This window comes from Croceitalea sp. MTPC5 (assembly GCF_036985505.1).
In the GTDB taxonomy this organism is placed as follows: Bacteria; Bacteroidota; Bacteroidia; order Flavobacteriales; family Flavobacteriaceae; genus Croceitalea.
Map to the genome: position 1 here is coordinate 158,537 of NZ_BTGQ01000006.1, position 25,710 is coordinate 184,246.

Here is a 25,710-nt window from a genome sequence, read left to right on the forward strand (position 1 = left end):
TTATCTTAATTTTTTTCGCATTGCTTCAGAAATATTCTCTGCATAGACACCATAGGCATCGACCAATAATCCTTTAATTCCATTTTTTGATGAAATAGCGTAAAGAACGCTGTTGTCATCGGTACTGCTCATTCCTTCAAAACGATGCATCTCATCTACATCGAAATCCTCTGGATGTAATTTTAGCTTTAGCGCATTACATTCAATGTGTCCCGAACATAAATTAAAATCGTAGGTATAACCTTGCTTTTGCAAGTGGGTCATTGTTTGGGAAAGGGTATCGAATGTTTTCATAGCCACTAATTTTAGTTGATTAAAAAATTTACAATCAGTCCTCCTGCAAGCCATATATAACAGATGAAGGCTGCATATTTTAAAACACTTTCCAACAATGGACTTTTGGGTGCCATCTCGCTCATTGAATGTTCTACATCTTTTTTCTTGAAAAAACCCAGATATACGAGATAGGCCGAAATGATGAGAAAAGCAACGTTCAAGAAAAAGGTATAATCAATCTTGAAAAATTCGCTATCCTGAATCTTCACTTGTGATGAACCTGGTAGCATATTCAATAAATCAAATCCATAATGAAGTGCCAATGCCGTACCAATTAATGCTGTAAATAATAAAAACAAGATAAACAATGACATTTTCCAACCATAATACTTTGCATTGATTCTCAGTACTGGAAAAACCACCAAATCACTAAAAATAAAGGCCATTACGCCAGCAAAACTCACGCCTTTTCCGAATAGTAACGCTGCTAACGGAATGTTGCCCATTGAACCGATAAAAGTCAAAAATGCGGCAACTGGACCGACCACAATATGTTCCAGAATTTCGAGAAATGTGAAATCTGTATTGCCTTGACCACTATTTATAAATAAGGTCTGAAAGAACGAATCTGGCACAAAAGCTGCTGTTATACCTGCAATGGTAAAACCTACGGTTACATCCTTCCATACCATTTGCCATTCCATCTTATATTTTTTGGCAACGCGCGCCCAACTGTCTTCGTTCTTGATTTGTTTCTTCCAATCTTTGGAACCGTCCATCTCATCATCATCTTCATTTTCGAGATTCTTACGGGCTTTTTCGATGAGTTTTTTAGGATTGATGAGTCGTATCAGAATCCACGAAATACCAATCAAGAGAATACCACCTACATATTCGCCCACCACGAACTGCCAACCTAAAAAGATGGAAATGATAATCCCCAATTCTATGACGAGATTGGTAGATGCCAACAGAAAAGCAATGGAAGACACAAAGCTTGCCCCTTTCTTAAAGATGGATTTTGTACCTGCCAAAGCCGAAAAACTGCACGAGCTGCTTATAAAGCCGAAAAACGTGCCCAACAGCACACTTTTGCCTTCGTTTTCGCCCATTGTTTTTTGCATCCTCTTTTCGGTCACGAAAATCTGTATCATACTACTGATGATATAACCCAAAATGAATGCCCAAAGCGCCATCCAGAAAAATCCGGTAGTCGTATAGGCGGCTTCGCCCCATTGTTTTAAAAATTCGTTCACGGTTTAAACTGTATTAGTTTTTTATTCTTTGATGATACACGTTTTTTTATATTTTTTATCATCGTACCCTTGTTGACCCTATCTTGTTATTTTACTTTGAATGGAATTACTACTTTAACTTTTTCCCAAGCTAATGTTATCTCACCTTCCGTATCACTAATTTTCTTGATATTATATTCTAAGTGTTCTTTTAGACTATCTGCAATAATCGGTGTTATCTTAAATCGTATTACATCATCTTTTTCGTCATATTCATCCTTTCCGTGCTGGTTCCAATTGGAATTTAAAATGATGGTCCATTCTTCTTTTGTAGGAATGGTAAAAAATCCATATTTACCTGCTTTCAGTTCCTTACCATCTATTTCTATATCCGTATCTGTCTCTATCCACGTAGCCATATGTGCCCCAGCTTGCCAGACTTGGTCATACGCCAGCAAACCACCAAAAATCATCCTGTCCCTAACCCCTGGCGATGAATAATCAATATGGATGTGCGCATTACCAATGGTCGCCATTGCAGAGGTGTGTGGGCTTAGCTCTTTTTTTGGCGGTTGGTCTGTGGTTGCTTCTTTTGACTGTTCTGGCATTGGCTCGGTTTTCTTCTCTTTACAACTGGTAATAAGAAGAAGACCGAACACTATACTTATTGAAATATATCTACTCATCGGTTGTTATTTTGTATTTCTTGAAGATGAATGGGTTTTTATTATTTTCCATTTTCCATCTATTTTTTTAAGGAGTGAGGTTGCTACCCCTTTTTTCTTTATGGTCCGACTATTTCCCTTGTCGTCCGGATTGAGGACAATGGTATATAGGTACGTTTCGGTAGTAAAGGCATAGGGTACATCTACCTTTACATCGATTTCATAATCTGAAAATTCGAATTTTTCAAAATGACCCAATTCCGGTCCTAAATGATGTTCTATATAGTGGCTGTACGTACCCTCGACGCCTCCCGATTCAAAAACCTCGGAATCCTCGGTAAATAATTCGAAAGTACCATCGGTCGTAAGATTTTGTAGGGCATCCTTATAGCTTTTCATTACTGTAAGCACTGCTTCTTTTTCTGTTTTTGCATCTTGGCTAAATAATGGGCTTGTCGCCATAATTAATAGCGCTACTAAAGTTGTTAATTTAAAGGTTTTCATCTGTATAAAATTTTTAATTTTTTGAAAATTAATGTCTTAAAAATTTTAAGACATTCAGCAATTCGCATATCTTAATTCGTATTTGCGACGAGTTTTCGGTCATGCTCATTTCATAATTTTAGTTTTAAAGGGTTATTTGTTATCGACGTGTATTCTATTTATATTGGCAATGCCAAAGACAAGGACCAAAAAGCTCAAGAAAATCTCCAGAATCACCAGTATTTTTCCCGAAATGGAAATCGGCACGATATCGCCATAGCCCACCGAGGAAAATGTGATCATACTGAAATAGATAAACTCAAAAAACTGTACCAAAAATGAACCATTGAGTGCTGTGCTCGATTTAAAATTTCCGGGGTTCAAAACATATAAAGCGTGATAATCTGCCGTGAAAGAAAAAACAATCAATACAATCAATACCGCAAATAAGGTGAGGACGTGCGCAAGCTGATGGCTTTCGCCAATTATTTTGGCCAACTGCGTAAACGTAAGCCTAACAATAATAACGGTCTTTATTAAAGCCAAACCGACAATAAGAATATGTTGCCAAAGGATGTCGGTATCAGCTTGTGCCCAAAATATATAACTCAATGATATGGCAATAACCGCTGTTGCGGTAAGCAATACTTTTTTAAAGAGCTGTCCGTAAAACCCCTTGCCGGTTGATATAGTTTTTATTGTTTCTTCCACTATTGTTATTGGTACATTTTCAATATAAAAGTTTTGCAAACACAGTACATTTGTCTGCTTAAATCAGTACTTGAAGATGGGATATGAACTATCAATCAACAAAATCATCCATCTCCCAAAATCAAGTTTTTTTAAATTAATTTTTTACAGTCTTTCCAAATTGATATTTCGCGAATATCTTCGCTACGGCCTCCCTGATTTCCTTTTGTTTATCTGTGGTATCTGCGTGGAGTACATCGGGCGCAAACCCTTGCCAGACCAATTGCCGTCTGTTCATATCTATAAGTTCGATAACGACACCACCTTCCTTATGTTCTTCAGTTGATTGGTAACCGCCATAATATCCATAGCCATAAGCACCAAAGTGTCCGAAGCCGTGACCATAAGAAGGGAAGTAGGGGTAGCCGCCACTGTTGTAGTTCATATTCCTTGTCTGGACCACAACACGGGAATCTACCAGTAAATCTGGATTGTTCTTATCCAAGACATAGCCTTTATTTTCCATTTGTTCTTGTATGGCGGCTTTTAAGCGTTTCTTTATCAATGTGTTAAAAAAAAGCGGCTCGTTTTCCTTATTGCTGTCCATTTGAAAATCATCGCTCCAATAAAAAGTTTTGTAATTTCCAAATGGTACCTCTCGGTCATAATCGGTAACGATGGCCGAAGAACTGACCGAGCAACTGACTGCGGTAACACCTATTATAAGGCAGACTACCATTTTTATTAATGTTCTCATAATTATTTATTTAATTCAACAATCTTTTTATTTACTATTTTTTCCATTTTTACATTCCATCTTGATTTAGCTTGGTTTCATTTTTTATATTGGACAATATCAAAGTACCATAATCTCCTTTTAATGCATTGCCCCAAATAATTTCCAGCCCGACCGAAGCCCTGCAAATAAAATGACCAGTACCAATAAAGCAAGAACAATAAGCCTGGAAACCAATTGGGCTTGTTTTTTATGATAGGTAATGGGCGAGCCAGATTGCGCAAGCCCAAACATTTCACTGTGTATTTTATTTAGTGGCACTTGCAATTGTCTCAAATCCTTGATTACAACCTCGATCATAAGTGGAGGCATACATAATAATCATTCTGCGAGAGCGGGGCAGAACAGTATTTTTTCAATAATTCCATATCAAACCGTCCTTTTTCACCTTCCCAATCATCCTGTTTGCTGAGTATATGCACTACTTTCAGTTTTAGGGAGGTGTTTTCTGAAATGTGGCTTAACTCTTCTCTAAAGGCAATGTCCGATTCGGTGGCATTGGAATAGAACAGCATTACTTCCCGCTCCTCACCTTTATCTGCCATATACTGCAACATACTCACAAAAGGCGTTATTCCTATGCCACCCGCAATAAATACTATGGGGCCCGAGTGCGATTTTTCTATATGGGACATCTTGCCGAACGGCCCTATGATTTTAACCTTATCACCTTCTTGAAGTTGATGGATTTGACTGGTAAAATCGCCCGATGCTTTAATTGTGGATGCCAAATGCAATTTTTGGCTTGGGCTTGAGGATATGGTAAATGGGTGTTCTTCAGATTTTATATGCCTACAATCTATAAATTTGATAAAGTGGAACTGCCCTGGGTTATGCGAATAGGGCTCATTGCCATTTATAGGAACAAACTGAACGCTGTATGTGTTGTTGGCCTTTTTTACAACATTTAGCACTTTATATTTGGGTGCGAACGTGAACAAAAAGTACCGTTGCCATATAAAAAACGCTATGGCAGTAGGGGGGAGAATGAACCATAATACCTGTAATGGCAACAACTCCAAATCGTCCCCAGCATAAAAACTGTGCACGAACATCAATAGAAGAATGCCGATGGCAAATACATCGTGCATAGCACGCCACCGTTCATAGTTTATTTTTATTTTCCTGTGGCCGATACTTACTACAACCTGAACTAACAATATTAAAAACGCAATTTTGCCCAAATTGATGAACCAAGGTTCGTCATAGCCCAAAAGCATATCAAAAGATTGCTCTGATAAGGTAAGCAGCATAAAATGGGCCACAATAAATATAAATGCCCAGATACCCATTCTTCTATGAAAATCGATCAAGTTGTTATAGGCGAACAATCGGTCCAACCATTTTATTCTGGCAGAAATGATAAATTGAAAGAACACCATCATTATACCTGATAAACCCATTAGCATCCCAATTTGCGCAATAAACCCCTCTTCAGTAGTTGGCATTAAGCCATATACCATTAGCAATGGGATGGCCATCGCTATGAAATAGGTGCTTACTGCAAAGATGTGTTTACTGTTCATCAACTTAATTTTATAGTTTTAAAGCTTCATCGAAATAGAATTATTCAACTTTCTGCGACTATAATTTTACTTCATTACTGTTTTTTCTGAAGAAGCGCATCCACACTCAAGTCGTGCCTGTCATTAACTTTTATAAATGTAAAACTGGGGCGTTCTAAATTATAATCGGTAATCAACAGGGACCAAGAAACTTTTAACTGAATTGTTTCTTCTGAAACAAGTTTCAACTCAATAGGAATTGTTATTTCCCGTGTAACTCCCGCAAGGGTAAAGTCGCCCTTTGCGGTGAGCGTTTGCGCCGCTTTTTCGTCAAAATCAAAATCGTCTTTAAGCTTTCCTTCAAAAACGACATTGGGATTTTTTTCCGCTTTTACCAACTCGTACATATGTCCATCCCGTTTTTCATTGTCTGTCTTTATGGATTTTACAGGTACCGAAAAGTTCAACGCACCGTCCTTAAAATCAATGGTGCCCTGTAAATCATCAGATTTACCGATATAGGAATTAAGGGGCATTTTTGCCTTAAAGGATGCGCTTCCTTCCTTTACTATAAAGTTTTGGGCGTTCATAGCCACGTTGCCAGAAAACAACAGTATTATTAAAAAATACATTGCATTTTTATCCATTGCTTTTTATTTTTCGACCATTCAATCCGTTTGAATATAATTCTTGGTATGTTTTTGTCCCGTTTTCATTGATTCGGCGGACAATGAACTTCTTGTCGATACCTTTTCTACTTTCAAGCCCCATTGATTTTAGCAGCTCCTTAAAAGCTTCCATGGTGTTTTTATGGTAGTTGGCTACTTTGGTCTTTTTATCTTCTACTACCAATGATGCGACCCTTGAAGGTACCATTGTGGTGATTCCCGTAGGGCAGGTATCCAGATTGCATTTTAAGGATTGTACACAGCCCAGGGCAAACATCATCCCCCTTGCGCTGTAGCAGGCGTCGGCACCAAGTGCCAACATTCTATAGATATCAAAAGCCGATATTATTTTTCCTGCTGCCATTAATTTTATCTCATCACGTAGCTTATATTTCTTTAAAATGGAATGTGTAAAATCTATGGCTTCAATTATGGGGAGTCCGGCCCAATGCAGCGATTCCATATGCGCAGCACCGGAACCACCCTCTGCACCGTCTATGGCTATAAAATCTGGATAGTTTTGCTTTTCAGCGAAAATGCGGACCATTTTTTCGAATTCGTCTTGCTGTCCGATGCACATTTTTATCCCAATAGGCTTTCCTCCAGAAAGTTTTCGTAATTTTTGTATAAAGCCAATCATTTCCGAATCATTGCTAAATGCAGCGTGATGTGGTGGCGATAGAATTTCGGTTCCTTTTTCTACGTCCCTGTACTTTGCGATTTCCTCGGTATTTTTTTTGGCAGGAAGAATGGCACCAAAACCGGGTTTTGCACCTTGTGAGACTTTTATCTCAATCATTTTGATCACCTCATTGGATGCGATTTCTGCAAATTTTTTAGGGTCGAAATCCCCTTCTTCTGTCCTACATCCAAAATATCCAGTACCAAACTGAAAAATAACATCGGCTCCATATTCCTGATGGTAGGGGGTAAATCCACCTTCGCCGGTATTTTGGGCAAATCCTGCGATTTTTGCACCGCCGTTAAAAGCAAGGGTCGCATTTTTGCTTATGGAACCATAGCTCATTCCAGCCAGATTGAGGATGCTTGCCGAATAGGGTTTTGAACACTTTGAACTTCCTATGGTAACCCTGAAATCATCTTTGATTTCCTTTGCAGGATACGTGGAATGGGTAAACCATTCGCGACCAACTTCGTCATACGGAATCTGCGTTCCAAAGGGTTGGTTTTTGACCGCATCTTCGGCACGTTTATAAACAATTTCTTTCTGTATCCAATTGAAAGGTTTTCCCTCTGTTCTATTCAATAAAACCGTTTCTTGAACGACGTGACGTTGTTTTTCCAATAGAATGGTAATTCTTCCCAGCAAAGGATAGGTGCGTCTTATATTATTGGATTTTTGAAAATAGTCCTTAGTGCCGAGAAGCATAAAAGGTGCGATCAACAGCGCAAGCCACCATAAATGAGGCTTCCACATTATAAGTCCTGCAAGTACAACTAGCAGCGTTATCGACGATATTAAAAATATTCTTCTCATGCTTTATTTTTTAATGCGAATGGCTTTCTTCCTCTGGCGTTTCAGTTTCCAAATACTGGCCCTGTGGGCCAACGCCCTGAATATAAACGAGCTGAGCGCCATAATGTCCTGCTTGTGAAACGGAGAACGCCGAAAAGGCCATAACAAGGAGAACGGCTATTTCAAAACCTCGATTCAGTTTTATCCAAAAAAGGCTGATAACCTTCAATACTGCGGCCAGAGCGCTCGACCAAATGGTCCAATCTGCATATTTATCATGGTTATCCAATACTTTTTGGGCTATATCCGTAAGGCCATGGGTATGCGGGTGTACAAAAGTTCCCGCTACGTAGGCCCCAATAAAACCAGTACCAATAAGAAACAAGATAACCCAGTCCAAGTTCCTTTTAAGGACGAACAGCTGAATACCTTGGAGCAATGCCGCAAACAAAAGGAGTACGATAGGAAAATGCACCACCAACGGATGTAAATTGTCGAATTCATCCAAAGCCACCTCCTCCTTGTTTATGGGCTTTTCAGCGTGGCTTTCGGTATGTTGCTGTAGTTTTTCGGACAATTCAAGAGCATAAAAGGTTCCCAAACTATTCGCCGAATATCCCGAATTGTTCCCAATGGACTCAGGGGCACTTGCATGAAGCGACATTAGGCTTAAAAGCAGTACTAAAAATGAAACTGTTTTTTTCATAATCAATCGTTTTTATGATGAACTATTCATAATCTGTAAAATAAGCGCACCTATAACAATAGTGCCTATAATGATGAAAATGGTATAGTTGAACCACTTTTTCCAACCTTGTTTCCCTGACTTTTCCGGGCCATTTTTACAACAATCTTTCATTTCAATCCTAATTTTGTTTATTGTGCCTGTCAAGGGAAGAGCGTTAAACACCAACCATTGATTAACCAATATCCCCTTCCCTAACAGGACTTAATAATATAACACGAATCTGGGTGGACATTAACTATGTCAAACAAACAATCCAAAAACACATTCCCGACCGACCCAGATTTACTTTTCCAAATTCCCTTCGTTTATAAAGTTTTTACCAATCACAAAAATTAAATAGGGTAACAATGCAAATTGTAGTAGCGGCGACAGTCCCACATTAACCCATGGTACAATAGGCATTGCCTCTGCATAAGCCCAATCGCCCCGTGATGTATGCCAAATTTCTCCCAAAATTGCACCAGCACTTCCGATAAAAATCAACGGGAATATTTTATTGATATCCATTGAGCTTGTCCAAAAGACATTTTTATAAACCAAACCAAATCCGAAAAGCAGGATAAGCACCATCAACATATCAGCTACAGATGCGAGGGCACAAAACGATATATGTTGCCAATCGTATTCAAAACCTTCATAGAGCAGACCTTGTGCCAGCTCCCAAATAAAATTGAACGAAAACGCTATTACTGCAATACCGATGATATAGTTGTTATAATTTTTTTTGTCCCGTACCTGTTTGGCAAAATAGAGATATAGCAGAACGACCACGGTCAACGCAATGGTTGGTACTATAAAAATGTCAAGGCTCAATGCTTCCATTTTGGTTTTGCTTACGTTAAATCTTTTTTTGCATTTTATTTTATTAATACTCGTAAAGCTGTGCTCAGCAAGAATCAACTATTAATGCCTGAAAAGGGGAAGCATTGTAAACATTAACCGCTAACTTTATCTCCCCTTCCCTTATTCAGGCCTACATTTCTATAGTTTGTGTAACCTTTCCGCACGTCAACATTTTACTACCGTAATATGGATTCTTAACGTCCTTGCTAGCACTCAACCAATTACTGCCACCATCATACATCGGGCAAAATTGCTGATATAGCGTGTTTTTTGTTCCGGTAATGGCCACCATATCGGCTATATCCTTACTCAACGTTTTAAAGTGCTCGCGTTGATGGTCGATATTGCTTTTGGCAATATGTTCTGCATGTTCAATAGCGTCTGCTATAATATCTACCAGTTCCTTTTGCTGATTTGCTGTATAATTTGACTTGTCAAAGGCTTTTAGTGAAACCGCCAATTTAGCACCTGTTTGGGCTGCCTTTTTGGTGTCATCTGCAACTAGGGCATCTTTTAGACTGAAATAGTCGTTTAATATTGCTTCAGCCTTTATGTCTTGCATTTTTTCCATGTTCATTTTCATCCCATCCATGTTCATTTTACTATGATCCATGTTCATTTTTTCTTTTTCCTGTGCGTTGGTGAAAGAAAGGGTTAACAATAGCATTGCTGCCATACTCATTTTTAGATATTTCATTTTTATTGTATTTAATTGTTGTTTATAATTTATTTTTAAGTTCCGTTAAAAAGTTGATGATGTCCTGTTTTTCAGTATCCGTAAAAACGGCGTCCCTGTGGATAAGAGTATAAGAGGCTAGAGGCATTTCGTCATTTTCTATCTGACTAATAATTGATTTTATTTTACTTGCCTTTCTTCTACTGCTCAGGGAATCCCACTCGTTAAAGTTGAGTTCGGCCTTTCCTTCCTTAACATGGTCTTCCAATAACCAAGCCACCGGTTGCACTTTATTGTACCACGGATATTGAGTGTTGTTACTATGGCAATCATAACATGACACCTGTAACTTCTTCTGTATAGTTTTAGGAACATTATATACTAGCATGAAGTCCGTTTCGGGTACACTATCACTTTGATTGGGTTGCGTGGGAATAAACTGAATTCCCACTAACCCGACCAAAAACACTAGTGCAATGATTTTTACACTTTTCTTCACTTAGTTGATTTCCTTTTGTACACTCCCGCAGCTCATCATTTTAGCCCCGTAATATGGATTCTTTATTTCCTTGGTAGCGCTCAGCCATTGTGCCCCCTTGTTGTTATTGTACATGGGGCAAAAATCCTGATATAACTTTTCTTCCGTCCCTGTAATGGCGATAAGGTCTATCATATCTTTGCTCAACACATCAAAATGTTCCCTTTGGTGGTCGATTGGGCTTTTTTCTATGTGCTCGGCGTGTTCAGTAGCATCTTCAATAATATCCTTCAATTCTTTTTGTTGTTCTGAACTAAAAGAACTGGCATCAAAACTATTTAAAGCCGTTACCATCGTGCCCCCGGCTTTCGCCGCACCATCTTTGTCGTCGGAGACTAGTGCATCCTTTAGGTCTAGGTAATTGGCAATAAGTGTTGTTGATTTTGATGCATGCTGTGCGTTGCCCATCATTTTATCCGACGATTCCATATCGCCATGATCCATTTTGCTATGGTCTTCTTCCATTGCGCCATCCATATGACTATTGTCATCCATTTGTTCCGAATGGTGGCCGTCTTCGTCGTTATGCTCTTTTTTAGCGTCTTTACATGAAGTGGTTGTAAGGGCTACCAATGCAATTGCCATAATACTTGTTGTTACTTTTAAACGTTTCATTTTGTTTTTATTTAGATTAATACTTGTTTTTATTTGACTTATATATTGAATGATTAAAATCTCACGGATAGCCCACCACCTCCACCAAAACGGTTGTCATAGCTGCCCATAAGGGATACGTTTCTCGATAAAAAATATTCTGCACCTGCACTCCAAACTGTTTCTGAAGTGAAGTCTTTATTTGCAGGTAAGTCATTTACAAATCCTAAATCTATTTGGTACTCATAATAGCCAAAAACGGAAAATCTTGGGAACAGCATAATGCTTCTCCCCAATCCAATTCTCGGTCGTAATTCATTATCAATTCTGGCATCGAGTGCAAATAAATAAGGTGTTAAATAGCGAACCCCAACCACTGCGGTTGTTTTAAATTGGTCAAGACTTTTACGGGTTTCATTTTCAATATTTACACCTCCAAAAACACGTAAATAATCGTGTAGGTAATATTCGTAGGTTGCCTCGGCCTCTAAATTTTTGTTCCATCCATATTCAAAAGAAGCATTAAATTGATTTCTAATATTGGAGCTTATAATATTGAGAGCCGTTGTATGCGAAGCAGCATCAACCATACCCCAAGTATAGTATTTGTTAGTTTCGGCTATCAAATTTGAAACTGGATATCCTTTCATTCTTGGGTCTCTTGGTGTATCATAAGATACTACCCTTGCCATACCACCCATCATGTGATATAAAATATGACAATGGAAAAACCAATCACCATACTCGTCGCCATTATTACCATAAAACTCAATGGTTACCTTTTGCATTGGTGGTACATTTACCGTGTGCTTTAATGGTGAGTACTCTCCATTTTCATTAAGTACTCTGAAGAAATGCCCGTGCAGGTGCATGGGGTGGTGCATCATGGTAAGGTTATTGAATATTATACGGGTAACTTCCCTGTTATTTATTTTTATTTTATCCGCCTCAGACAATGGCACCCCGTTCATGCTCCAGATATAACGGTTCATATTTCCGGTAAGGTTCAGCAATATTTCCTTAACTGGAACATCCTTATCATAGGTGGTTATTTCGGGCGACTTCAAATAATCGTAATTGTATTCTGAAAACAAATCCATTCCTTCCATTTTCATCCCAGCCATGGTATCCATTCTGATGGTATCTTTTTGCATATTCATTGCCATACCTTTCATTTTCGTATGGTCTATGGCCGTTGTGTCCTTTGGCATTTCCATGTTCATGTCATCCCTTTTCATGCCTTCCATCTTGTCTTGTTTTATGGAATCTTTCTTCATCTCCATGCCCTGCATTTTTGAATGATCCATATTTTTCATATCATCATCTTTCATTTCGGAATTACCCATGTCCATTCCTTGCATCTTATCCATCTGCATCCCATATTCTTCCTTCATTTTATAGCGTTCATCTTTTTTAGGGCGATATTTTAATGCATGTGCACCCATTTTCATGTCCATCTTTGCCATTTTCTGCATCATGCCAATCTTATCTGGTCTCGGAACAATCTCTGCAGGAAGCACGTCGCCGGTTCCAAGAAAGGCTGAAGCCGTACCAGAACCATCCTGTGCCGTAATTCTAAATTCAATTTTTCCTTTTTCTGGAATGGTTACAATAAAATCGTAGGTTTCTGCAATACCTATGAACGTTTTGTTCTTTTTAACAGGCACAACATCAAGACCATCAGCCGAAATTAAAAGTGGGTCTCCTCCTCCAAAAGTCATCCAAAAAGAGGTAGAAGCCCCTCCATCTATAATCCTTAATCTAACTTTCTCACCGGGTTTAAATTCAGGATACTCAATACTTTCTTCGCCGTTAATTAAAAAGGCAGGATAATACACATCGGCTATATCGGCACCTTCCATTCGCTGTCTCCAAAAGTTTAATTGCGCTCCCATGGCACCTCGTTTAATTACTCGGTTCAATGGGGTAGCCGTTCCTTTTCTAATGCCGTACCATTCATTGCCTCGTTTAAGATTGCGAAGTACATTCATTGGTTTTTCGTTGGTCCAATCAGACAACATCAAGACCAATTCTTTGTCGTACTCCAATAGTTGTTCTTTTGGATGAATGACTATAGAACCATAAACACCACTTTGTTCTTGCAACATTGTATGTGAATGGTACCAATAGGTTCCAGATTGTTTTATAGGAAATTCGTATTTCTGTGTATGCCCAGGTTCTATGGGTGGTGTTGTTAAATAGGGTACGCCATCATAAAAATTAGGTAATAACAAACCATGCCAATGCACAGAAGTTTCTTCGCTCATTTCATTTTTTACGTAAATAACCGCGTATTCTCCTTCAGTAAATTCTAAAGTTGGCCCTGGGATAGTACCGTTAACGGTCATTCCCATAACATTTTTTCCTGCTTTATTTACAGTTGCTTCACGCAAAGTTATAGTATGTTCTCTAACAGGAAGGTTGTATATATTACCTTCTGCTACTTGCACTACTTGTGCAAAAACACCAGTAGTTATTGCAACTAGAAATAATAATGTTAATTTTGTTTTCATTTTTGTTTTCATTGTATTTCTTCTTTTACTTCTCCACAAGTAAGCATTGCTTCTCCGTAGTAGGGATTCTTTACTTCTTTTGTTGTACTCAACCAATCGGCTCCCTTATTGTTGTTCGCCATTGGGCAGTGCATCACATATAACGATTTGTTATAAGGACTAAATGTCTTTTCCAAATCAATCATAGTACTGGATACCTGTTGGAAAGGTTTTCGAATGTCTTCCAGCGTTTTGAAATGCTGAACATGTTGAAGCGTGTTTTTTAAATCGCTGCTCAACCCCATCCAAACATTGTGTGAATCTCCTGTGTACAAGGACATGTTAACCCCTTCCAAAGTCTTTAATATTTTTGCTCCTGCCGTTTTTGCGCCTTCCATATCATCTTTGGTTAGAGCCTCTTTCATATCAATGTAATTTGTAAAAAGAGGTTGAAGCGCATCTTTTGCATTCTGCCCAATTGTTATTTTTTTTAGAACTGATTTTTTAGACTCCACTTTAGAATTAGGAGTGTCACCCATATTCATACCCCCATGATTATGCCCCGTCATTGCAGGACCACCCTCAGGATTCATCATACTAGGCTTACCCGCTAATTGTGCTGCGGCATCAATACTGAATGTTCCGTTAATGGCTATTTCGTCCCCATCATCCAAGCCTTTGTTTACCACGAAACCATTCCCCAAACCGGGTCCTAAAGTTACTTCGCGCATCATAAAATTCACACCTTTTGCAGATGTATTCTTAACATATACTACAGAACGCTGTCCTGTCCACATCACAGCGGTTTTGGGAACTACGATAGCATCTGATTTTATCGGCAATTTCGCTTCCACCGTGCCAGAAACGAACATTTCAGGCTTTAGTTTTAAACCTTTGTTGTTGATTTCCACCCTGGCCTTTGCTACCCTTGTCATGGGATTGATTACCGGGTCAATATAAGAAATGCGACCTTTAAAGGTTTCCCCTGGTAAAGAAGGGATAGTAAAACTTACCTCATCATCCTTTTTTACCCAAGCCATATCCGATTCATAGACATCGAATAATACCCAAATATTATAAAGATTTGCAATTTGATATAATGCTTTGCCCTTGTTGACATAGTCGCCAAGGTTTACCATTTTTTCGGTTACATAGCCCGAAACATCGGCATGTATGGGTAGTTCTTCTTTAACAATACCAGATTCGAGGATTTGTACGATTTGCTTATCAGATAGTTTCCAGTTTTTTAATTTTTCCTTTGCGGCATCAAAAAGCTGTGGCTGGGTCTCAACAATCTTTCTCGCTTCAAAAAGCTCTTCCTGGGCGTTTACCAAATCTGGGGAGTAAATGGAAGCAATCACCTGCCCTTGGTTTACATTCTCACCTGTAAAATTGACCATAAGTCTTTCTATACGTCCAGGTATATGGGATGACTGGGAATATACAGACCGCTCATCGGCTTCAACCTTGCCGTTTAATTTAAGCAACTTTATGGGCTTGGTCTTGCCCACTACGGCTGTTGAAACGTTGGCAAGCTGCATGGCTGTTGGCGACATGCTTATGACCATGGGATCCAATTCTGAATCATTATCGTCTCCCAAAGGAATTAAGTCCATCCCACAGATGGGGCAGTCACCTGGTTCATTTTGTCTGATCTGCGGATGCATGGAACAGGTCCAGATGGTTTCTCCAGCTATTTCTTCTTCCGTATGTTGGTGCTCATCTGTTTTATTGTTTTCTGAACCTCCAAACAATAGCCACCCGAACAACAAGCCTAAAACCAGGGTAGATGCGGCCACTTTTATGATTTTTTTTGTTTCTGTTTTCATCTGTATAAAATTTTTAATTTTTTGAAGATTAATGCCTTAAAAATTTTAAGACATTAAGTAATTCGCACAAATTTTATTCATCCCAGTAGGTAAATATGTCGATGAAAAAATTTATGCTCATTTCATTTGTTTATTTTTTTGCAGTGATATAATTTAATTTAGCCAATGCTATTTTATATTGTTTCAATGCGGTTATTTTTAGTTTATCGTACTTTAACAATTGTTGCTGCATTCTCAATACCTCTTCGAAGTCCTTTCCAGAATTCCCATAGGACGTAAACAACAGATTAAGTGCCTGTTCCGACTCTGTTATTTGTTCATCGAAAAGTGACACCAACTCGGTTTGTTGTTCAATATCAAAAAAGGCCATTTCGTAATTTGATAATAATGAATTGGTCATTTCTGTCTTTTGTAGCGAATAACTTTCCTGCATTAATTGCGCTTCCTTTACGGCTGCCTTATACTTTTTCCTAAAAATAGGCAGGCTTAGGGTTACCATTGGCATTAATACATCCTTGCCATTGTCAGGCACAACCATATCGGTACGTTTATCTACCATTACATAGTCCAAGCCAAGGCCGATTTTTGGGAAACCTTGTTTAATAGCCGCCCGTTCAGAGGCCTCTACAGCCTTTACCTTCAATTCCAAAGAATTTAAGAGTGGATGATCTACCAAAAGGGAATCTTTACCATTATCAAAGGACAACATGTCAATTTCAAGGGTTTCAGAAATAGATACCGGTTCAAATTCACCACGGTTTAATAATTTATTGAAAGTTGTTAAAAGCGGGCGTTCCTTTTTTTTCAGTATTTCCAGATTTGTCTGTGATTCCTTTAAAAAAATATCTACTCTCAAGACATCCACCAAGGTTCCTACACCATTTTTAAATTTTGAATTGGAAATGGTCTTATACGACTCTAGAATTTCAATATTCCTTTCTTCAATTTTCATCCATTCTTGGAGTTCGTACAAAGGAAAATAAGCCGCTGAAACCTCATAGTACAATTTGTTCTTGGCATCCAAAAAGGATTGATACTTGGCTTCTGCCATAAGTGCTGCGGCATCACCTTGTGCTTTTAAAGTTCCAAACCAAGGGAACATTTGGGTCAATGAAAACCTAGCTTTTTGTGGTCCAACCCTGGTTTCCACCGGTGAAACAAAATATCCAAAAGAAAGCGAAGGATCTGGCAAGGTGCTTACCTGCGGCACTTTTTGCAATACCGCTTCAAACTCCTTGTACTGCGAAAGCAATCCCGGATTGTTTTCTGCCGCTATCTTAAAGTATTCCTCTAAAGTCTGGCTATATAATCCCATACTTATTAAGACAAGTATTATTGTGAATACATTTTTCATTTTATTGTATTTTTTTCAATTTCTTATTTTGATTTTTAATGACCGTTTCCCTCCAATATGCCTGTAATACAGGTACTACAAACATGGTCATGATTTGAATGGCCATCCCCCCAAAGGTCGGAATTGCCATGGGAATCATTATGTCTGCCCCTTTTCCTGTTGAGGTAAGCACAGGCAAAAGTGCAATAATGGCCACCGCTGCCGTCATCATTGCCGGACGGACTCTTTTCTTTCCAGCCTCCAGTACTGCCGCCCTTACATCTGGAATGGTTTGTGGGTTCTTTTCCTCAAAAACCTGATGGATATAGGTTCCCATAATCACACCATCATCTGTTGCGATGCCAAAAAGGGCAATAAATCCTACCCAAACAGCAACACTTAAATTGATGGTATGCATTTGAAACAGGTCGCGCATATTAACACCGGATATGGCGAAATTCATGAACCAATCCTGTCCATAAAGCCACAACATGATAAACCCTCCTGCAAAAGCAACAAATACACCCGAAAAGTGAATGGATGATGCTATTACTGTTTTAAATTGGAAGAACAGCAGCAGGAATATAACAATTAAACTGATTGGTATAACAATGGACAATCTTTTCACTGCCCTGATTTGGTTTTCATAACTACCAGAAAATTTGTAACTAATTCCCGCTGGTACGGTTAATTCCCCTGTATCAATTCTTTTTTGAATGGCTTCTTGCGCGTCGTTCACAACATCTACTTCTGCAAAGCCATCGCGTTTATCAAAAAGAACATAGCCCACCAAAAAGGTGTTTTCACTTTTGATGGCCTGTGGCCCTCTTACATATTCAAAATCAACTACTTGTGATAGTGGAATTTGAGCTCCTACTGGGGTGGGAATCAATATTTTACTTAAAGACTCTGGATCATCCCTTAATTCCCTTGGATAACGCACCCTTACAGGAAACCGTTCCCTACCTTCGACTGTAGAAGTAACTTTCATACCACCAATGGCGGTTTCAATGCTTTGCTGTACATCTTCCACGTTAAGTCCATATCTGGATATTTCATCTCTATTAATATTAAGGTGCAAATAGGGTTTTCCAACAATTCGGTCCGCAAATACGGCCTCTGCTTTTACTGAAGGAACTTCTTTTAAAATACCCTCCAATTGCATTCCAAATTCTTCTATTGTTTTTAAATCTGGCCCAAATACCTTTATCCCCATGGGAGCACGCATTCCTGTTTGCAACATGACCAACCGGGTCTCAATGGGCTGTAATTTGGGAGCCGATGTTATACCAGGAATTTTTGTGACCTTAACAATTTCGTCCCAAATATCGTTCGGCGATTTAATCTGTGGCCTCCAGTTGCGGAAAAATTCGCCATTGTCGTCCTCTATCAAATCTTTTTTGGTAATTCCCTGTTTTAAGGCTTCTTCATTGGTCAGGGTGTCCTTTTGTTTGGTAATAAACCTATCTTCCTTATCCACTTTAAAATGGACCCTATGACCTTCTTCATCTAAAATAAATTCAGGCTTGTAATTGATGATGTTTTCAAACATGGAAATAGGTGCCGGATCGAGTGCCGATTCTACCCTACCTAACTTACCCACGACCAATTCTACTTCGGGGATATTTCCCAACAGCATATCCAGCTGTCCTGCTATATTCTTATTATATTCTACCCCAGAATGTGGCATTGAGGTAGGCATCAATAGGAACGACCCTTCGTTGAGTGATGGCATAAACTCCGACCCTATACCAGGAAATCTATTTGAAGCCGCCTGCCAACCAGAGGATTGCCGAACGCTTTTCCATCCTACGGATTCAAGGCCTTTGGCAACAATTCCGAAAGAACTGTCGAAGCCAATCCAAACCAAAACCCCGAAAAACAGCGTCACAAAAGGTATTAGCATAAATTTTCCTTTGTTCTGCAAACACCATCGTAATACCGGGGTATAGAAATGTACAATGGCTAATAACGCCGCCAAAATAATTCCGATCAAAAACAGCACAAAAATATAGTTTATGATGATCCCGTTTTGAGGTCCTAATGGCATCCACTCCTCTGTAAGGAAAAAAGAAGCGATGAAAATCGTTAGTCCTAAATTGATATAATTGGGGTACAATTTATATTTCTCTGGCCATTTAGGCTCCAATAAATTATTCAATCCGATCAGCGTTATAACCAACGGCAGCCACATATGGGCATAAATAGCAAATACAATACCTGCAACAATCAATAATATAGACCAAAAACGGCGTACGCGTTTTTTGTCATAATTCACTCCCATTACAAAATGGGCCAGTGCTGGCAATACAATAATACCTAAAACAAACGCACTTAACAACGCAAAGGTCTTGGTAAACGCTAAAGGCCTGAATAATTTTCCTTCGGCCGATTGCATGGCAAAAACTGGCACGAAACTTACAACCGTAGTGGCCAATGCTGTTGTAATGGCTGAAGCTACTTCTACAGTTGCCTTATAAATTACTTGCATAAGCTCTTTCCCTTTAACGCCATGATTCTCTGGCATTTCCAAGTGCCTAATAATATTTTCAACAAATACGATTCCCACATCCACCATAACACCAATAGCAATGGCAATGCCTGATAGAGCAACGACATTGGCGTCGACACCGGCATATTGCATGACGATAAAGGTCATCAATACCCCAACGGGCAACAGGCTTGAAATAATAATGGAAGCCCTTAAATTGAGGACAAGTACCAATACAACAATGATACTGATTAAAATCTCATGGGATAAGGCATTTTCGAGCGTGCCAATGGTTTCATGTATAAGTTGAGTACGGTCATAAAATGGCACAACAGTCAATTGGCTTTCAACACCATTGGCCAAGGTCTTTTTTGGTAACCCAGGTGCAATTTCTTTTATTTTATCCTTGACATTGTTGATAACCGCCAAGGGGTTGGAACCGTAACGGGCCACTACAACACCCCCAACAACTTCTGCACCCCCTTTATCAAGCACTCCTCTACGCGTCGCTGGACCTAAACTGACCACTCCAATATCTTTGATACGTACAGGAACGTTATCCTGGACAGCAACAACCGCTTTTTCTATATCTTCAGTTTTCTTGATGTACCCCAAGCCCCTTACCAAATATTCCGCCTGATTGACTTCGATGGTTTTTGCGCCTACGTCCCTATTGGATTTTTGAACGGCTTGCATAACCTTATGCAAGGGAATGTTATAGGCTTTAAGGGCATCAGGATTTACATCTATTTGATATTCCTGTACATAACCACCAATCGAAGCTACTTCTGAAACACCTTCAACAGCATTTAAACCGTATTTTACATAAAAGTCCTGTGCGGTGCGAATTTCATGCAAGTCCCAACCACCAGTGGGATTGCCATTTTTATCCCTACCCTCCAGCGTATACCAATATACTTGCCCTAATGCTGTAGCGTCAGGTCCTAAAGCTGGGGTTACACCATCGGGCAACAGGCCTGCCGGAAGAGAGTTCAATTTTTCCAAAATCCGGGATCGGGACCAGTAAAACTCGGTTTGCTCATCAAAAATAATATTGATCATGGAGAATCCGAATATGGAAGAACTACGAATGGTTTTTACCCCTGGTATACCCAACAAATAGGTAGTCATAGGATAGGATATCTGATCCTCGATATCCTGTGGGGAACGCCCTGGCCATTGTGTGAAAACGATTTGTTGGTTTTCCCCAATATCGGGTATAGCATCGACCGGTACGGGATCTTTTGGGAGAAACCCTGTATCCCAATTAAAAGGAGAAGTAACAACTCCCCAAGTAATTAAAGTTATTAAAATGAGAACAGTAACTAGTTTGTTCTCTAAAAAGTATTTTATGATATTATTAAGCATATTATGTAATGTTAGGTTGGAATTAAATGAGATGTTCCAAAGGCAATAAATATATGAACCACACTATATCAATAGCACAGCCATACTTCAACAATACAATACGCTTTTATATAAGGAAAATTTGATCCAGAATGTGAATATCCTTAACGAAAAGAAGAGATGAGTAGCAACTGAAAGGAACTACATTTTCTTGTAATCCCTCAAAAAGGTTTAAATAACTGTAAACGAAAGAAGCAACGAAGTGTTGCTGTTCAAAACTTAATTTTTCAAATGTAAGTTTCAAGTCGTGTTGCCCGTTTTTTGAAAATGTAATATCATCACAACAATCATTAGAATCAAAATTGTCATTGTGTGAGTTCTGAGTTTGTCGTATCTCCATTCCGCAAGATTCGACTTGGCCAAAGAAGGAGAAATCAACCAGATTGTCACAACAATAATGTTGTTCAACCGTAAAAGAAAAGGTTGAAAACAACACTACTAGTGCCATTATAAAAGACGCTATTTTATTAAAATCGCTTTTCATCAATACTGCAAAATACATAAAATTTAACATGCCCTTAAAATTTAACAAAATTTTAAAATCAAAATTATTCAATATGCAAATCTAATTGTTCGTCTTTCGAAAATAGATGACAATTATCAAACTTTGGCATAAGGCAACAAACTTATAGTAATATTATAATTGGAAATTATTTAGAATCTTTCTCAATAAGATTGCGTCAATTCTAAAAAAAAAATTATATTTGCATTTTATTTTTATTCAATCTAAATAAGTATAATATGAAATGGTTTTTAACTGTATTTTCAATAATGCTCCTGACAGCGAATTTAGGATTATCACAGGAAAGCAATGATGGCAAAGATTCAACTGTCCTGAAAACGGAAGTTTTAAACGAGGTCATAGTCAATGGAAGTGCAATTCTAGGGAGTAAATTTGAAGCCATGAACAGAACGGGTTCCGCAAATTATATATCGGCGAAAGAACTTCAAAAATTCAGTTACAACGATATTAACAGGATATTGAGAAACGTGCCCGGGGTCAACATATACGAGGAGGATGGTTTTGGATTACGGCCCAATATCAGTTTAAGGGGTACTTCTCCGGAACGTAGTGCAAAAATCAATCTTATGGAAGATGGGGTACTTATAGCCCCTGCCCCCTACAGTGCCCCTGCCGCATATTATTTTCCCACCATCGCAAGGATGCAGGCCGTGGAAGTATTGAAGGGAAGTAGTCAGGTCCAGTACGGGCCAAATACTACGGGTGGCGCCATCAACATGATCTCTACCCGGATACCGGACCGGTTTACTGGAAGAGCGACCTTATCGGCCGGTAACTTCAATTCAAAGAATACGCAGATCGTAATAGGCGATAGTTTTAAGAACTTCGGATTCGTAAGCGAATACTATAACTACAATTCAGACGGTTTTAAAAATATTGACGGAGGGGGAAATACGGGTTTTGACAAATCGGACTATTTGGCAAAGTTTCGAATGAATACCGATGAAGGTGCCAAAGTCTATCAATCCCTTCTCTTTAAAATCCAATTTTCCGAAGAAAGGGCCAATGAAACCTATTTAGGGTTGACCGATGCCGATTTCAATGAAAACCCGTACCGTAGATACAGGGCATCCTCGGAAGATGTGATGGACGCGGAGCACCAACAATACCAATTAACACATTTTCTTAAACTTTCCCAGACCCTGTCCATTACCACCACGGGATATGTGAACAAGTTTAAACGCAACTGGTACAAATTGGACGATGTAAATCTTGGGGAGCGCGTTGGAATAAACAATGTGCTCACAGATCCGGAAACCTATGCCATGGAATACAATGCCTTGTTGGGAAACACGGATACCCCGGAAGATGTGTTCGGCATAAAAGCGAATAACAGGAGGTATACCTCCCAAGGAATACAGTCCATTGCCCGGTTGCGATGGGGCGCTGACTGGTTACAAAGCCTGGAGCTGGGTATTCGCTACCATGAGGATGAGGAGGATAGGTTTCAATGGGTAGACAGGTATGGTTTTCAGAACAATGAACTAATACGCACAACGGTCGGCATCAAAGGGGCGGATGCAAACCGTATCGGCAACGCAAAGGCAATTGCCGCGCATACCTTGTACAAACTAAATTTGGGCAGGTTTACATTGACCCCAGGTATTCGGTACGAGAATATTACCTTGGGCAGGATAAATTACGGTACCAACGATGCAACGAGATCGGGTACGGACCTTTCCGAACGTGAGAACCAAGTGGATGTTTGGATTCCGGGAATTGGGGCAAATTATACCTTTACCGAAAATCTTTCCGTTTTTGGCGGGGTGCACAAAGGGTTTTCCCCTCCCGGCAATACCGAAGGCCAAGATGCGGAAAGCAGTATAAATTATGAATTGGGTACCCGTTTTAATTACCATGGAATTCAAGGCGAAGTGGTAGGCTACTATAACGACTATCAAAACTTGTTGGGGAGCGACCTTGCGGCTACAGGTGGTACGGGCAGCTTGGACCAATTCAACGCTGGCGAGGTAAGGGTCAGCGGTGTAGAAGTATCGTTGAACTATAACCTTTTGAATAACAGCTCGGAAAAGGTCCGCTTACCGTTAACGTTTAACTATACCTTGACCGATACCGAGTTCCTTAGTTCATTTGACAGTGCCAACGCTATATTCGGGGAAGTCTCGGTGGGTGATGAGATACCCTATATCGCCAAGAACCAGTTCAATTTGAACCTTGGCCTGGGGCATGAAAAGTTTGGCATTGACATGGGCGCACGCTATATCGATGCATTCAGGACACAAGCAGGAACAGGGACCATTCCCACAAATTTAAGGGTGGATTCCAATTTTGTCGTTGACATGTCGGGCCGCTATTTCTATAATAGCCACTTCACCTTTTCCGCCAATATCATTAACTTGTTCGACACCACCTATGCGGTGTCAAGGGTTCCTGCCGGATTACGGCCTGGGCATCCATTCGGGGTTAACTTTTCAATAACCTATGGCCTTTAAAAGAAAGAATCATAATTTTTAGACCATGTCAATTGAAAACCGATGTAAGGACATTTGTCCTTTTTACCTCACATGGCCAAGAATTAAAAACAGCACCTGAATTTTTTCTTTTAATTTTTCCCTTAAAATTTTGAGGGCTTTGGTAAGATGTCCTTCGACCGTTTTGATGGAGATACCCAAATGTTCCGCAATCTCAGTATTGGTTAGCCCTTCTTTCTTACTTAACTTAAATACTTGGTTGCACTTCTTTGGAAGCTGTTCGATCTCTTTTTCAACTAGTTCCACCTTATGTTTTAAGTCTTCTTGATATTCTCTTTCAATTACAAGGTCCAAAGTTTCGGCATAGGTAGTCTCGAAAAAATAAGTTTCTTTCTTATACTTTTTTACATGGTCCAAAAAATTGTTTCGGACAGACTTGTAGAGCCATCCCTTTAAGATAGTTCCCTTTTTTATATTATCCCTTTTCTTCCATAGTTTAAAAAATGCTTCCTGCACCAAATCTTTTGCCAAAGCTTCGTTACGGCTTAAACTTTTTGCATACCAATAGATTTCATTATAATAGAACTCAATGACTGTTTTGAAAGCCTTCCTATCCCCTTTTTGGATTGCTTCAACATTAATTTTTTCATCTAAGTTATTTGAATTCATAGGCTATTTTAACAAAAAAAAATCAATATTATAGATTATTGACAATAAAAAGTAAGGGTATTGTATAGTTCAATCGTTTACATAATATGAATTGGGACTTTCCTAAAAATCATCGATGAAAAATAAGAAAATAGAAATTATCATACACAAATTTTTGATCAATACGGCAACTTTGGATGAGCTTGATATTTTGGCCAAATGGGTCGATAAAAATAAATCTAGCTTTCAGGAAGAAGTGGAACTCCATCATCTAATAACCGGGGCTGGAGAAGAAGAAAGTACAGAACACCTAAAGAAAAATCTGATATCGGCTTTTAATCACACTAGACTCGTCGCAGGCAAGGTCAAAAAAAGGAACTTACTACTCAGGTAGGCCGCGATTTTTGTCGGCGTTCTTATGTTAGGTATTTATGCTTACGAGCAACGTAGTCCTGAAGTAATTCTTGAAAAAGAAGCCACGATTACTTTTGAAGATGGGTCTAAAAAGGAAACCTTAAATGACAAGGCAACCGGAATAGTGTCTACTACAAATGCCTATGTGGTAGAGCAAGAAGGCACTAAAATTACCTATAAAAAAGTAGCATCGAACCAAAAAAAGGTGAATCGGTTGGTTTTCAACACCTTGGATGTGCCTTATGGAAAAAAGTTTCAGTTGTTACTATCCGATGGTACGGAAGTATACCTTAATTCGGGTTCCTCAATTACATACCCAGTGATATTTTACGACGAAGGTCCAAGGAATGTTGTTCTTAGAGGGGAAGCTTACTTTACCGTTGCTTCAGATTCTTTAAGGCCATTTACGGTCAGCACACAACTTCTTGATGCAAAGGTCCTAGGGACGGAATTTAATATTTCCAGTTATCGGGATGACGAACATATTCAAGTGGTACTTATTGAAGGTAGTCTGTCAGTCGGTCGGAATAATTCTATTGGTTCGGGAGATGTAATCCTAAAACCGAATCAGCTGGCTTCCTATTCCTATTCCGATGATGAACTATCCACTGCCAATATAGATGTTAGCAGTTACATTGCTTGGAAAAATGGCATATTGTTGTTCAAGAACGAAGACTTTTATCATATCGCAAAAAAACTTGAAAGGCACTATGATGTAAAAATCGAGATAAAGGATATGCAGGTAAGCAAAGAAAGATATACAGGAAGGTTTAAAACGGAAACCATTGAGGAAATACTACAGGCTTTTCAACGGATTAAAAGTTTTGATTACAACATTGAAAACAATAACATTAAAATTAACCTTAAAAACTAAGCGTATGGAGTGAACCTTAAAAGAATCAGGGATTGCTGGAACAATCCCATGATTCCAAACGAATTTAAAAACT

24 protein-coding genes are annotated in these 25,710 nt (G+C 39.0%); 3 read left to right on the forward strand and 21 right to left on the reverse strand.

Going from position 1 to position 25,710, the window contains the following annotated elements; genetic code table 11:
* The 20 genes from AACM45_RS17620 to AACM45_RS17715 form a co-directional block, all read right to left on the reverse strand.
* A complete protein-coding gene (locus AACM45_RS17620; protein ID WP_094997524.1) occupies window positions 1–294 on the reverse strand; it encodes a phosphoribosylpyrophosphate synthetase in 294 nt (97 codons plus the stop codon).
* Between the two features lie 11 nt (window positions 295–305).
* Window positions 306–1,532, reverse strand: a complete 1,227-nt coding sequence (locus AACM45_RS17625) for a permease (protein ID WP_094997523.1) — start codon at window positions 1,530–1,532, stop codon at window positions 306–308.
* 86 nt (window positions 1,533–1,618) lie between these two features.
* Window positions 1,619–2,197 carry a DUF2911 domain-containing protein gene (locus AACM45_RS17630; RefSeq protein WP_094997522.1) on the reverse strand — a complete coding sequence of 193 codons (579 nt, stop codon included), beginning with the start codon at window positions 2,195–2,197 and terminating at the stop codon, window positions 1,619–1,621.
* A 6-nt stretch (window positions 2,198–2,203) separates the two neighbouring features.
* Window positions 2,204–2,680, reverse strand: coding sequence for a YybH family protein (locus AACM45_RS17635; RefSeq protein WP_094997521.1), 477 nt, complete (start codon window positions 2,678–2,680; stop codon window positions 2,204–2,206).
* Window positions 2,681–2,812: 132 nt separating this feature from the next.
* Entirely contained in the window at window positions 2,813–3,370 is a 558-nt protein-coding gene (locus tag AACM45_RS17640) for a potassium channel family protein (protein ID WP_094999235.1), read from the reverse strand.
* A 136-nt stretch (window positions 3,371–3,506) separates the two neighbouring features.
* Window positions 3,507–4,106, reverse strand: coding sequence for a DUF4136 domain-containing protein (locus AACM45_RS17645; RefSeq protein WP_094997520.1), 600 nt, complete (start codon window positions 4,104–4,106; stop codon window positions 3,507–3,509).
* 120 nt (window positions 4,107–4,226) lie between these two features.
* On the reverse strand, window positions 4,227–4,457 hold the full coding sequence (locus AACM45_RS17650; protein ID WP_339144284.1) for a hypothetical protein: 231 nt from the start codon (window positions 4,455–4,457) through the stop codon (window positions 4,227–4,229).
* The gene (locus AACM45_RS17655; RefSeq protein ID WP_339144286.1) at window positions 4,442–5,671 is read right to left on the reverse strand and encodes a ferredoxin reductase family protein; all 1,230 of its coding nucleotides are present in this window, start codon (window positions 5,669–5,671) and stop codon (window positions 4,442–4,444) included. Before AACM45_RS17655 ends, AACM45_RS17650 begins: the two co-directional genes overlap by 16 nt.
* Before the next feature lie 74 nt (window positions 5,672–5,745).
* Window positions 5,746–6,297, reverse strand: a complete 552-nt coding sequence (locus tag AACM45_RS17660) for a YceI family protein (protein ID WP_094997518.1) — start codon at window positions 6,295–6,297, stop codon at window positions 5,746–5,748.
* Window positions 6,290–7,816 (reverse strand): FMN-binding glutamate synthase family protein, encoded by a 1,527-nt coding sequence (locus tag AACM45_RS17665; RefSeq protein WP_094997517.1) that lies wholly within the window; start codon window positions 7,814–7,816, stop codon window positions 6,290–6,292. The genes AACM45_RS17660 and AACM45_RS17665 overlap by 8 nt, the downstream gene beginning before the upstream one ends.
* 10 nt (window positions 7,817–7,826) lie before the next feature.
* The gene (locus tag AACM45_RS17670; RefSeq protein WP_229702448.1) at window positions 7,827–8,501 is read right to left on the reverse strand and encodes a DUF2231 domain-containing protein; all 675 of its coding nucleotides are present in this window, start codon (window positions 8,499–8,501) and stop codon (window positions 7,827–7,829) included.
* 324 nt (window positions 8,502–8,825) lie between these two features.
* Window positions 8,826–9,365, reverse strand: a complete 540-nt coding sequence (locus tag AACM45_RS17675; protein WP_094999234.1) for a hypothetical protein — start codon at window positions 9,363–9,365, stop codon at window positions 8,826–8,828.
* Between the two features lie 151 nt (window positions 9,366–9,516).
* Window positions 9,517–10,083: a DUF3347 domain-containing protein gene (locus tag AACM45_RS17680; protein WP_094997515.1), complete on the reverse strand. Its 567-nt coding sequence runs from the start codon at window positions 10,081–10,083 to the stop codon at window positions 9,517–9,519.
* A 22-nt stretch (window positions 10,084–10,105) separates the two neighbouring features.
* A complete protein-coding gene (locus AACM45_RS17685; protein WP_229702447.1) occupies window positions 10,106–10,561 on the reverse strand; it encodes a heme-binding domain-containing protein in 456 nt (151 codons plus the stop codon).
* The gene (locus AACM45_RS17690; RefSeq protein ID WP_094997514.1) at window positions 10,562–11,215 is read right to left on the reverse strand and encodes a DUF3347 domain-containing protein; all 654 of its coding nucleotides are present in this window, start codon (window positions 11,213–11,215) and stop codon (window positions 10,562–10,564) included.
* Between the two features lie 53 nt (window positions 11,216–11,268).
* Window positions 11,269–13,707: a multicopper oxidase domain-containing protein gene (locus AACM45_RS17695; RefSeq protein ID WP_094999232.1), complete on the reverse strand. Its 2,439-nt coding sequence runs from the start codon at window positions 13,705–13,707 to the stop codon at window positions 11,269–11,271.
* Between the two features lie 8 nt (window positions 13,708–13,715).
* A complete protein-coding gene (locus AACM45_RS17700; RefSeq protein WP_094997513.1) occupies window positions 13,716–15,515 on the reverse strand; it encodes an efflux RND transporter periplasmic adaptor subunit in 1,800 nt (599 codons plus the stop codon).
* Between the two features lie 130 nt (window positions 15,516–15,645).
* Complete coding sequence (locus AACM45_RS17705; RefSeq protein ID WP_094997512.1) at window positions 15,646–16,869, reverse strand: TolC family protein; 1,224 nt, start codon at window positions 16,867–16,869, stop codon at window positions 15,646–15,648.
* A gap of 1 nt (window position 16,870) precedes the next feature.
* Window positions 16,871–20,707, reverse strand: a complete 3,837-nt coding sequence (locus tag AACM45_RS17710) for an efflux RND transporter permease subunit (RefSeq protein ID WP_094997511.1) — start codon at window positions 20,705–20,707, stop codon at window positions 16,871–16,873.
* A 106-nt stretch (window positions 20,708–20,813) separates the two neighbouring features.
* On the reverse strand, window positions 20,814–21,260 hold the full coding sequence (locus AACM45_RS17715) for an HYC_CC_PP family protein (RefSeq protein ID WP_339144294.1): 447 nt from the start codon (window positions 21,258–21,260) through the stop codon (window positions 20,814–20,816).
* A gap of 227 nt (window positions 21,261–21,487) precedes the next feature.
* On the opposite strand from AACM45_RS17715, the gene AACM45_RS17720 reads away from it, so the two are divergent.
* On the forward strand, window positions 21,488–23,722 hold the full coding sequence (locus AACM45_RS17720; RefSeq protein WP_094997510.1) for a TonB-dependent receptor family protein: 2,235 nt from the start codon (window positions 21,488–21,490) through the stop codon (window positions 23,720–23,722).
* Window positions 23,723–23,785: 63 nt separating this feature from the next.
* Here AACM45_RS17720 and AACM45_RS17725 read toward each other — a convergent pair whose 3' ends face one another.
* Complete coding sequence (locus tag AACM45_RS17725; RefSeq protein WP_094997509.1) at window positions 23,786–24,370, reverse strand: RNA polymerase sigma factor; 585 nt, start codon at window positions 24,368–24,370, stop codon at window positions 23,786–23,788.
* A gap of 115 nt (window positions 24,371–24,485) precedes the next feature.
* Here AACM45_RS17725 and AACM45_RS17730 point away from each other — a divergent pair, with 115 nt between their 5' ends.
* Both AACM45_RS17730 and AACM45_RS17735 read left to right on the forward strand, forming a co-directional pair.
* On the forward strand, window positions 24,486–24,743 hold the full coding sequence (locus AACM45_RS17730) for a hypothetical protein (protein WP_339144297.1): 258 nt from the start codon (window positions 24,486–24,488) through the stop codon (window positions 24,741–24,743).
* Window positions 24,744–24,767: 24 nt separating this feature from the next.
* On the forward strand, window positions 24,768–25,637 hold the full coding sequence (locus tag AACM45_RS17735; RefSeq protein WP_339144299.1) for a FecR family protein: 870 nt from the start codon (window positions 24,768–24,770) through the stop codon (window positions 25,635–25,637).
* Window positions 25,638–25,710 lie beyond the last annotated feature (73 nt).

Bases quoted from the DNA above. Each gene is read 5' to 3' on its own strand.
- AACM45_RS17700 (WP_094997513.1), bottom strand. From the start codon at position 15,515: ATGAAAACAGAAACAAAAAAAATCATAAAAGTGGCCGCATCTACCCTG.
- AACM45_RS17695 (WP_094999232.1), bottom strand. From the start codon at position 13,707: ATGAAAACAAAATTAACATTATTATTTCTAGTTGCAATAACTACTGGT.
- AACM45_RS17670 (WP_229702448.1), bottom strand. From the start codon at position 8,501: ATGAAAAAAACAGTTTCATTTTTAGTACTGCTTTTAAGCCTAATGTCG.
- AACM45_RS17645 (WP_094997520.1), bottom strand. From the start codon at position 4,106: ATGAGAACATTAATAAAAATGGTAGTCTGCCTTATAATAGGTGTTACC.
- AACM45_RS17720 (WP_094997510.1), top strand. From the start codon at position 21,488: ATGAAATGGTTTTTAACTGTATTTTCAATAATGCTCCTGACAGCGAAT.
- AACM45_RS17725 (WP_094997509.1), bottom strand. From the start codon at position 24,370: ATGAATTCAAATAACTTAGATGAAAAAATTAATGTTGAAGCAATCCAA.
- AACM45_RS17635 (WP_094997521.1), bottom strand. From the start codon at position 2,680: ATGAAAACCTTTAAATTAACAACTTTAGTAGCGCTATTAATTATGGCG.
- AACM45_RS17655 (WP_339144286.1), bottom strand. From the start codon at position 5,671: ATGAACAGTAAACACATCTTTGCAGTAAGCACCTATTTCATAGCGATG.
- AACM45_RS17710 (WP_094997511.1), bottom strand. From the start codon at position 20,707: ATGCTTAATAATATCATAAAATACTTTTTAGAGAACAAACTAGTTACT.
- AACM45_RS17735 (WP_339144299.1), top strand. From the start codon at position 24,768: ATGTTAGGTATTTATGCTTACGAGCAACGTAGTCCTGAAGTAATTCTT.
- AACM45_RS17660 (WP_094997518.1), bottom strand. From the start codon at position 6,297: ATGGATAAAAATGCAATGTATTTTTTAATAATACTGTTGTTTTCTGGC.
- AACM45_RS17680 (WP_094997515.1), bottom strand. From the start codon at position 10,083: ATGAAATATCTAAAAATGAGTATGGCAGCAATGCTATTGTTAACCCTT.
- AACM45_RS17705 (WP_094997512.1), bottom strand. From the start codon at position 16,869: ATGAAAAATGTATTCACAATAATACTTGTCTTAATAAGTATGGGATTA.
- AACM45_RS17630 (WP_094997522.1), bottom strand. From the start codon at position 2,197: ATGAGTAGATATATTTCAATAAGTATAGTGTTCGGTCTTCTTCTTATT.
- AACM45_RS17730 (WP_339144297.1), top strand. From the start codon at position 24,486: ATGAAAAATAAGAAAATAGAAATTATCATACACAAATTTTTGATCAAT.
- AACM45_RS17650 (WP_339144284.1), bottom strand. From the start codon at position 4,457: ATGCCTCCACTTATGATCGAGGTTGTAATCAAGGATTTGAGACAATTG.
- AACM45_RS17675 (WP_094999234.1), bottom strand. From the start codon at position 9,365: ATGGAAGCATTGAGCCTTGACATTTTTATAGTACCAACCATTGCGTTG.
- AACM45_RS17665 (WP_094997517.1), bottom strand. From the start codon at position 7,816: ATGAGAAGAATATTTTTAATATCGTCGATAACGCTGCTAGTTGTACTT.
- AACM45_RS17690 (WP_094997514.1), bottom strand. From the start codon at position 11,215: ATGAAACGTTTAAAAGTAACAACAAGTATTATGGCAATTGCATTGGTA.
- AACM45_RS17715 (WP_339144294.1), bottom strand. From the start codon at position 21,260: ATGTTAAATTTTATGTATTTTGCAGTATTGATGAAAAGCGATTTTAAT.
- AACM45_RS17620 (WP_094997524.1), bottom strand. From the start codon at position 294: ATGAAAACATTCGATACCCTTTCCCAAACAATGACCCACTTGCAAAAG.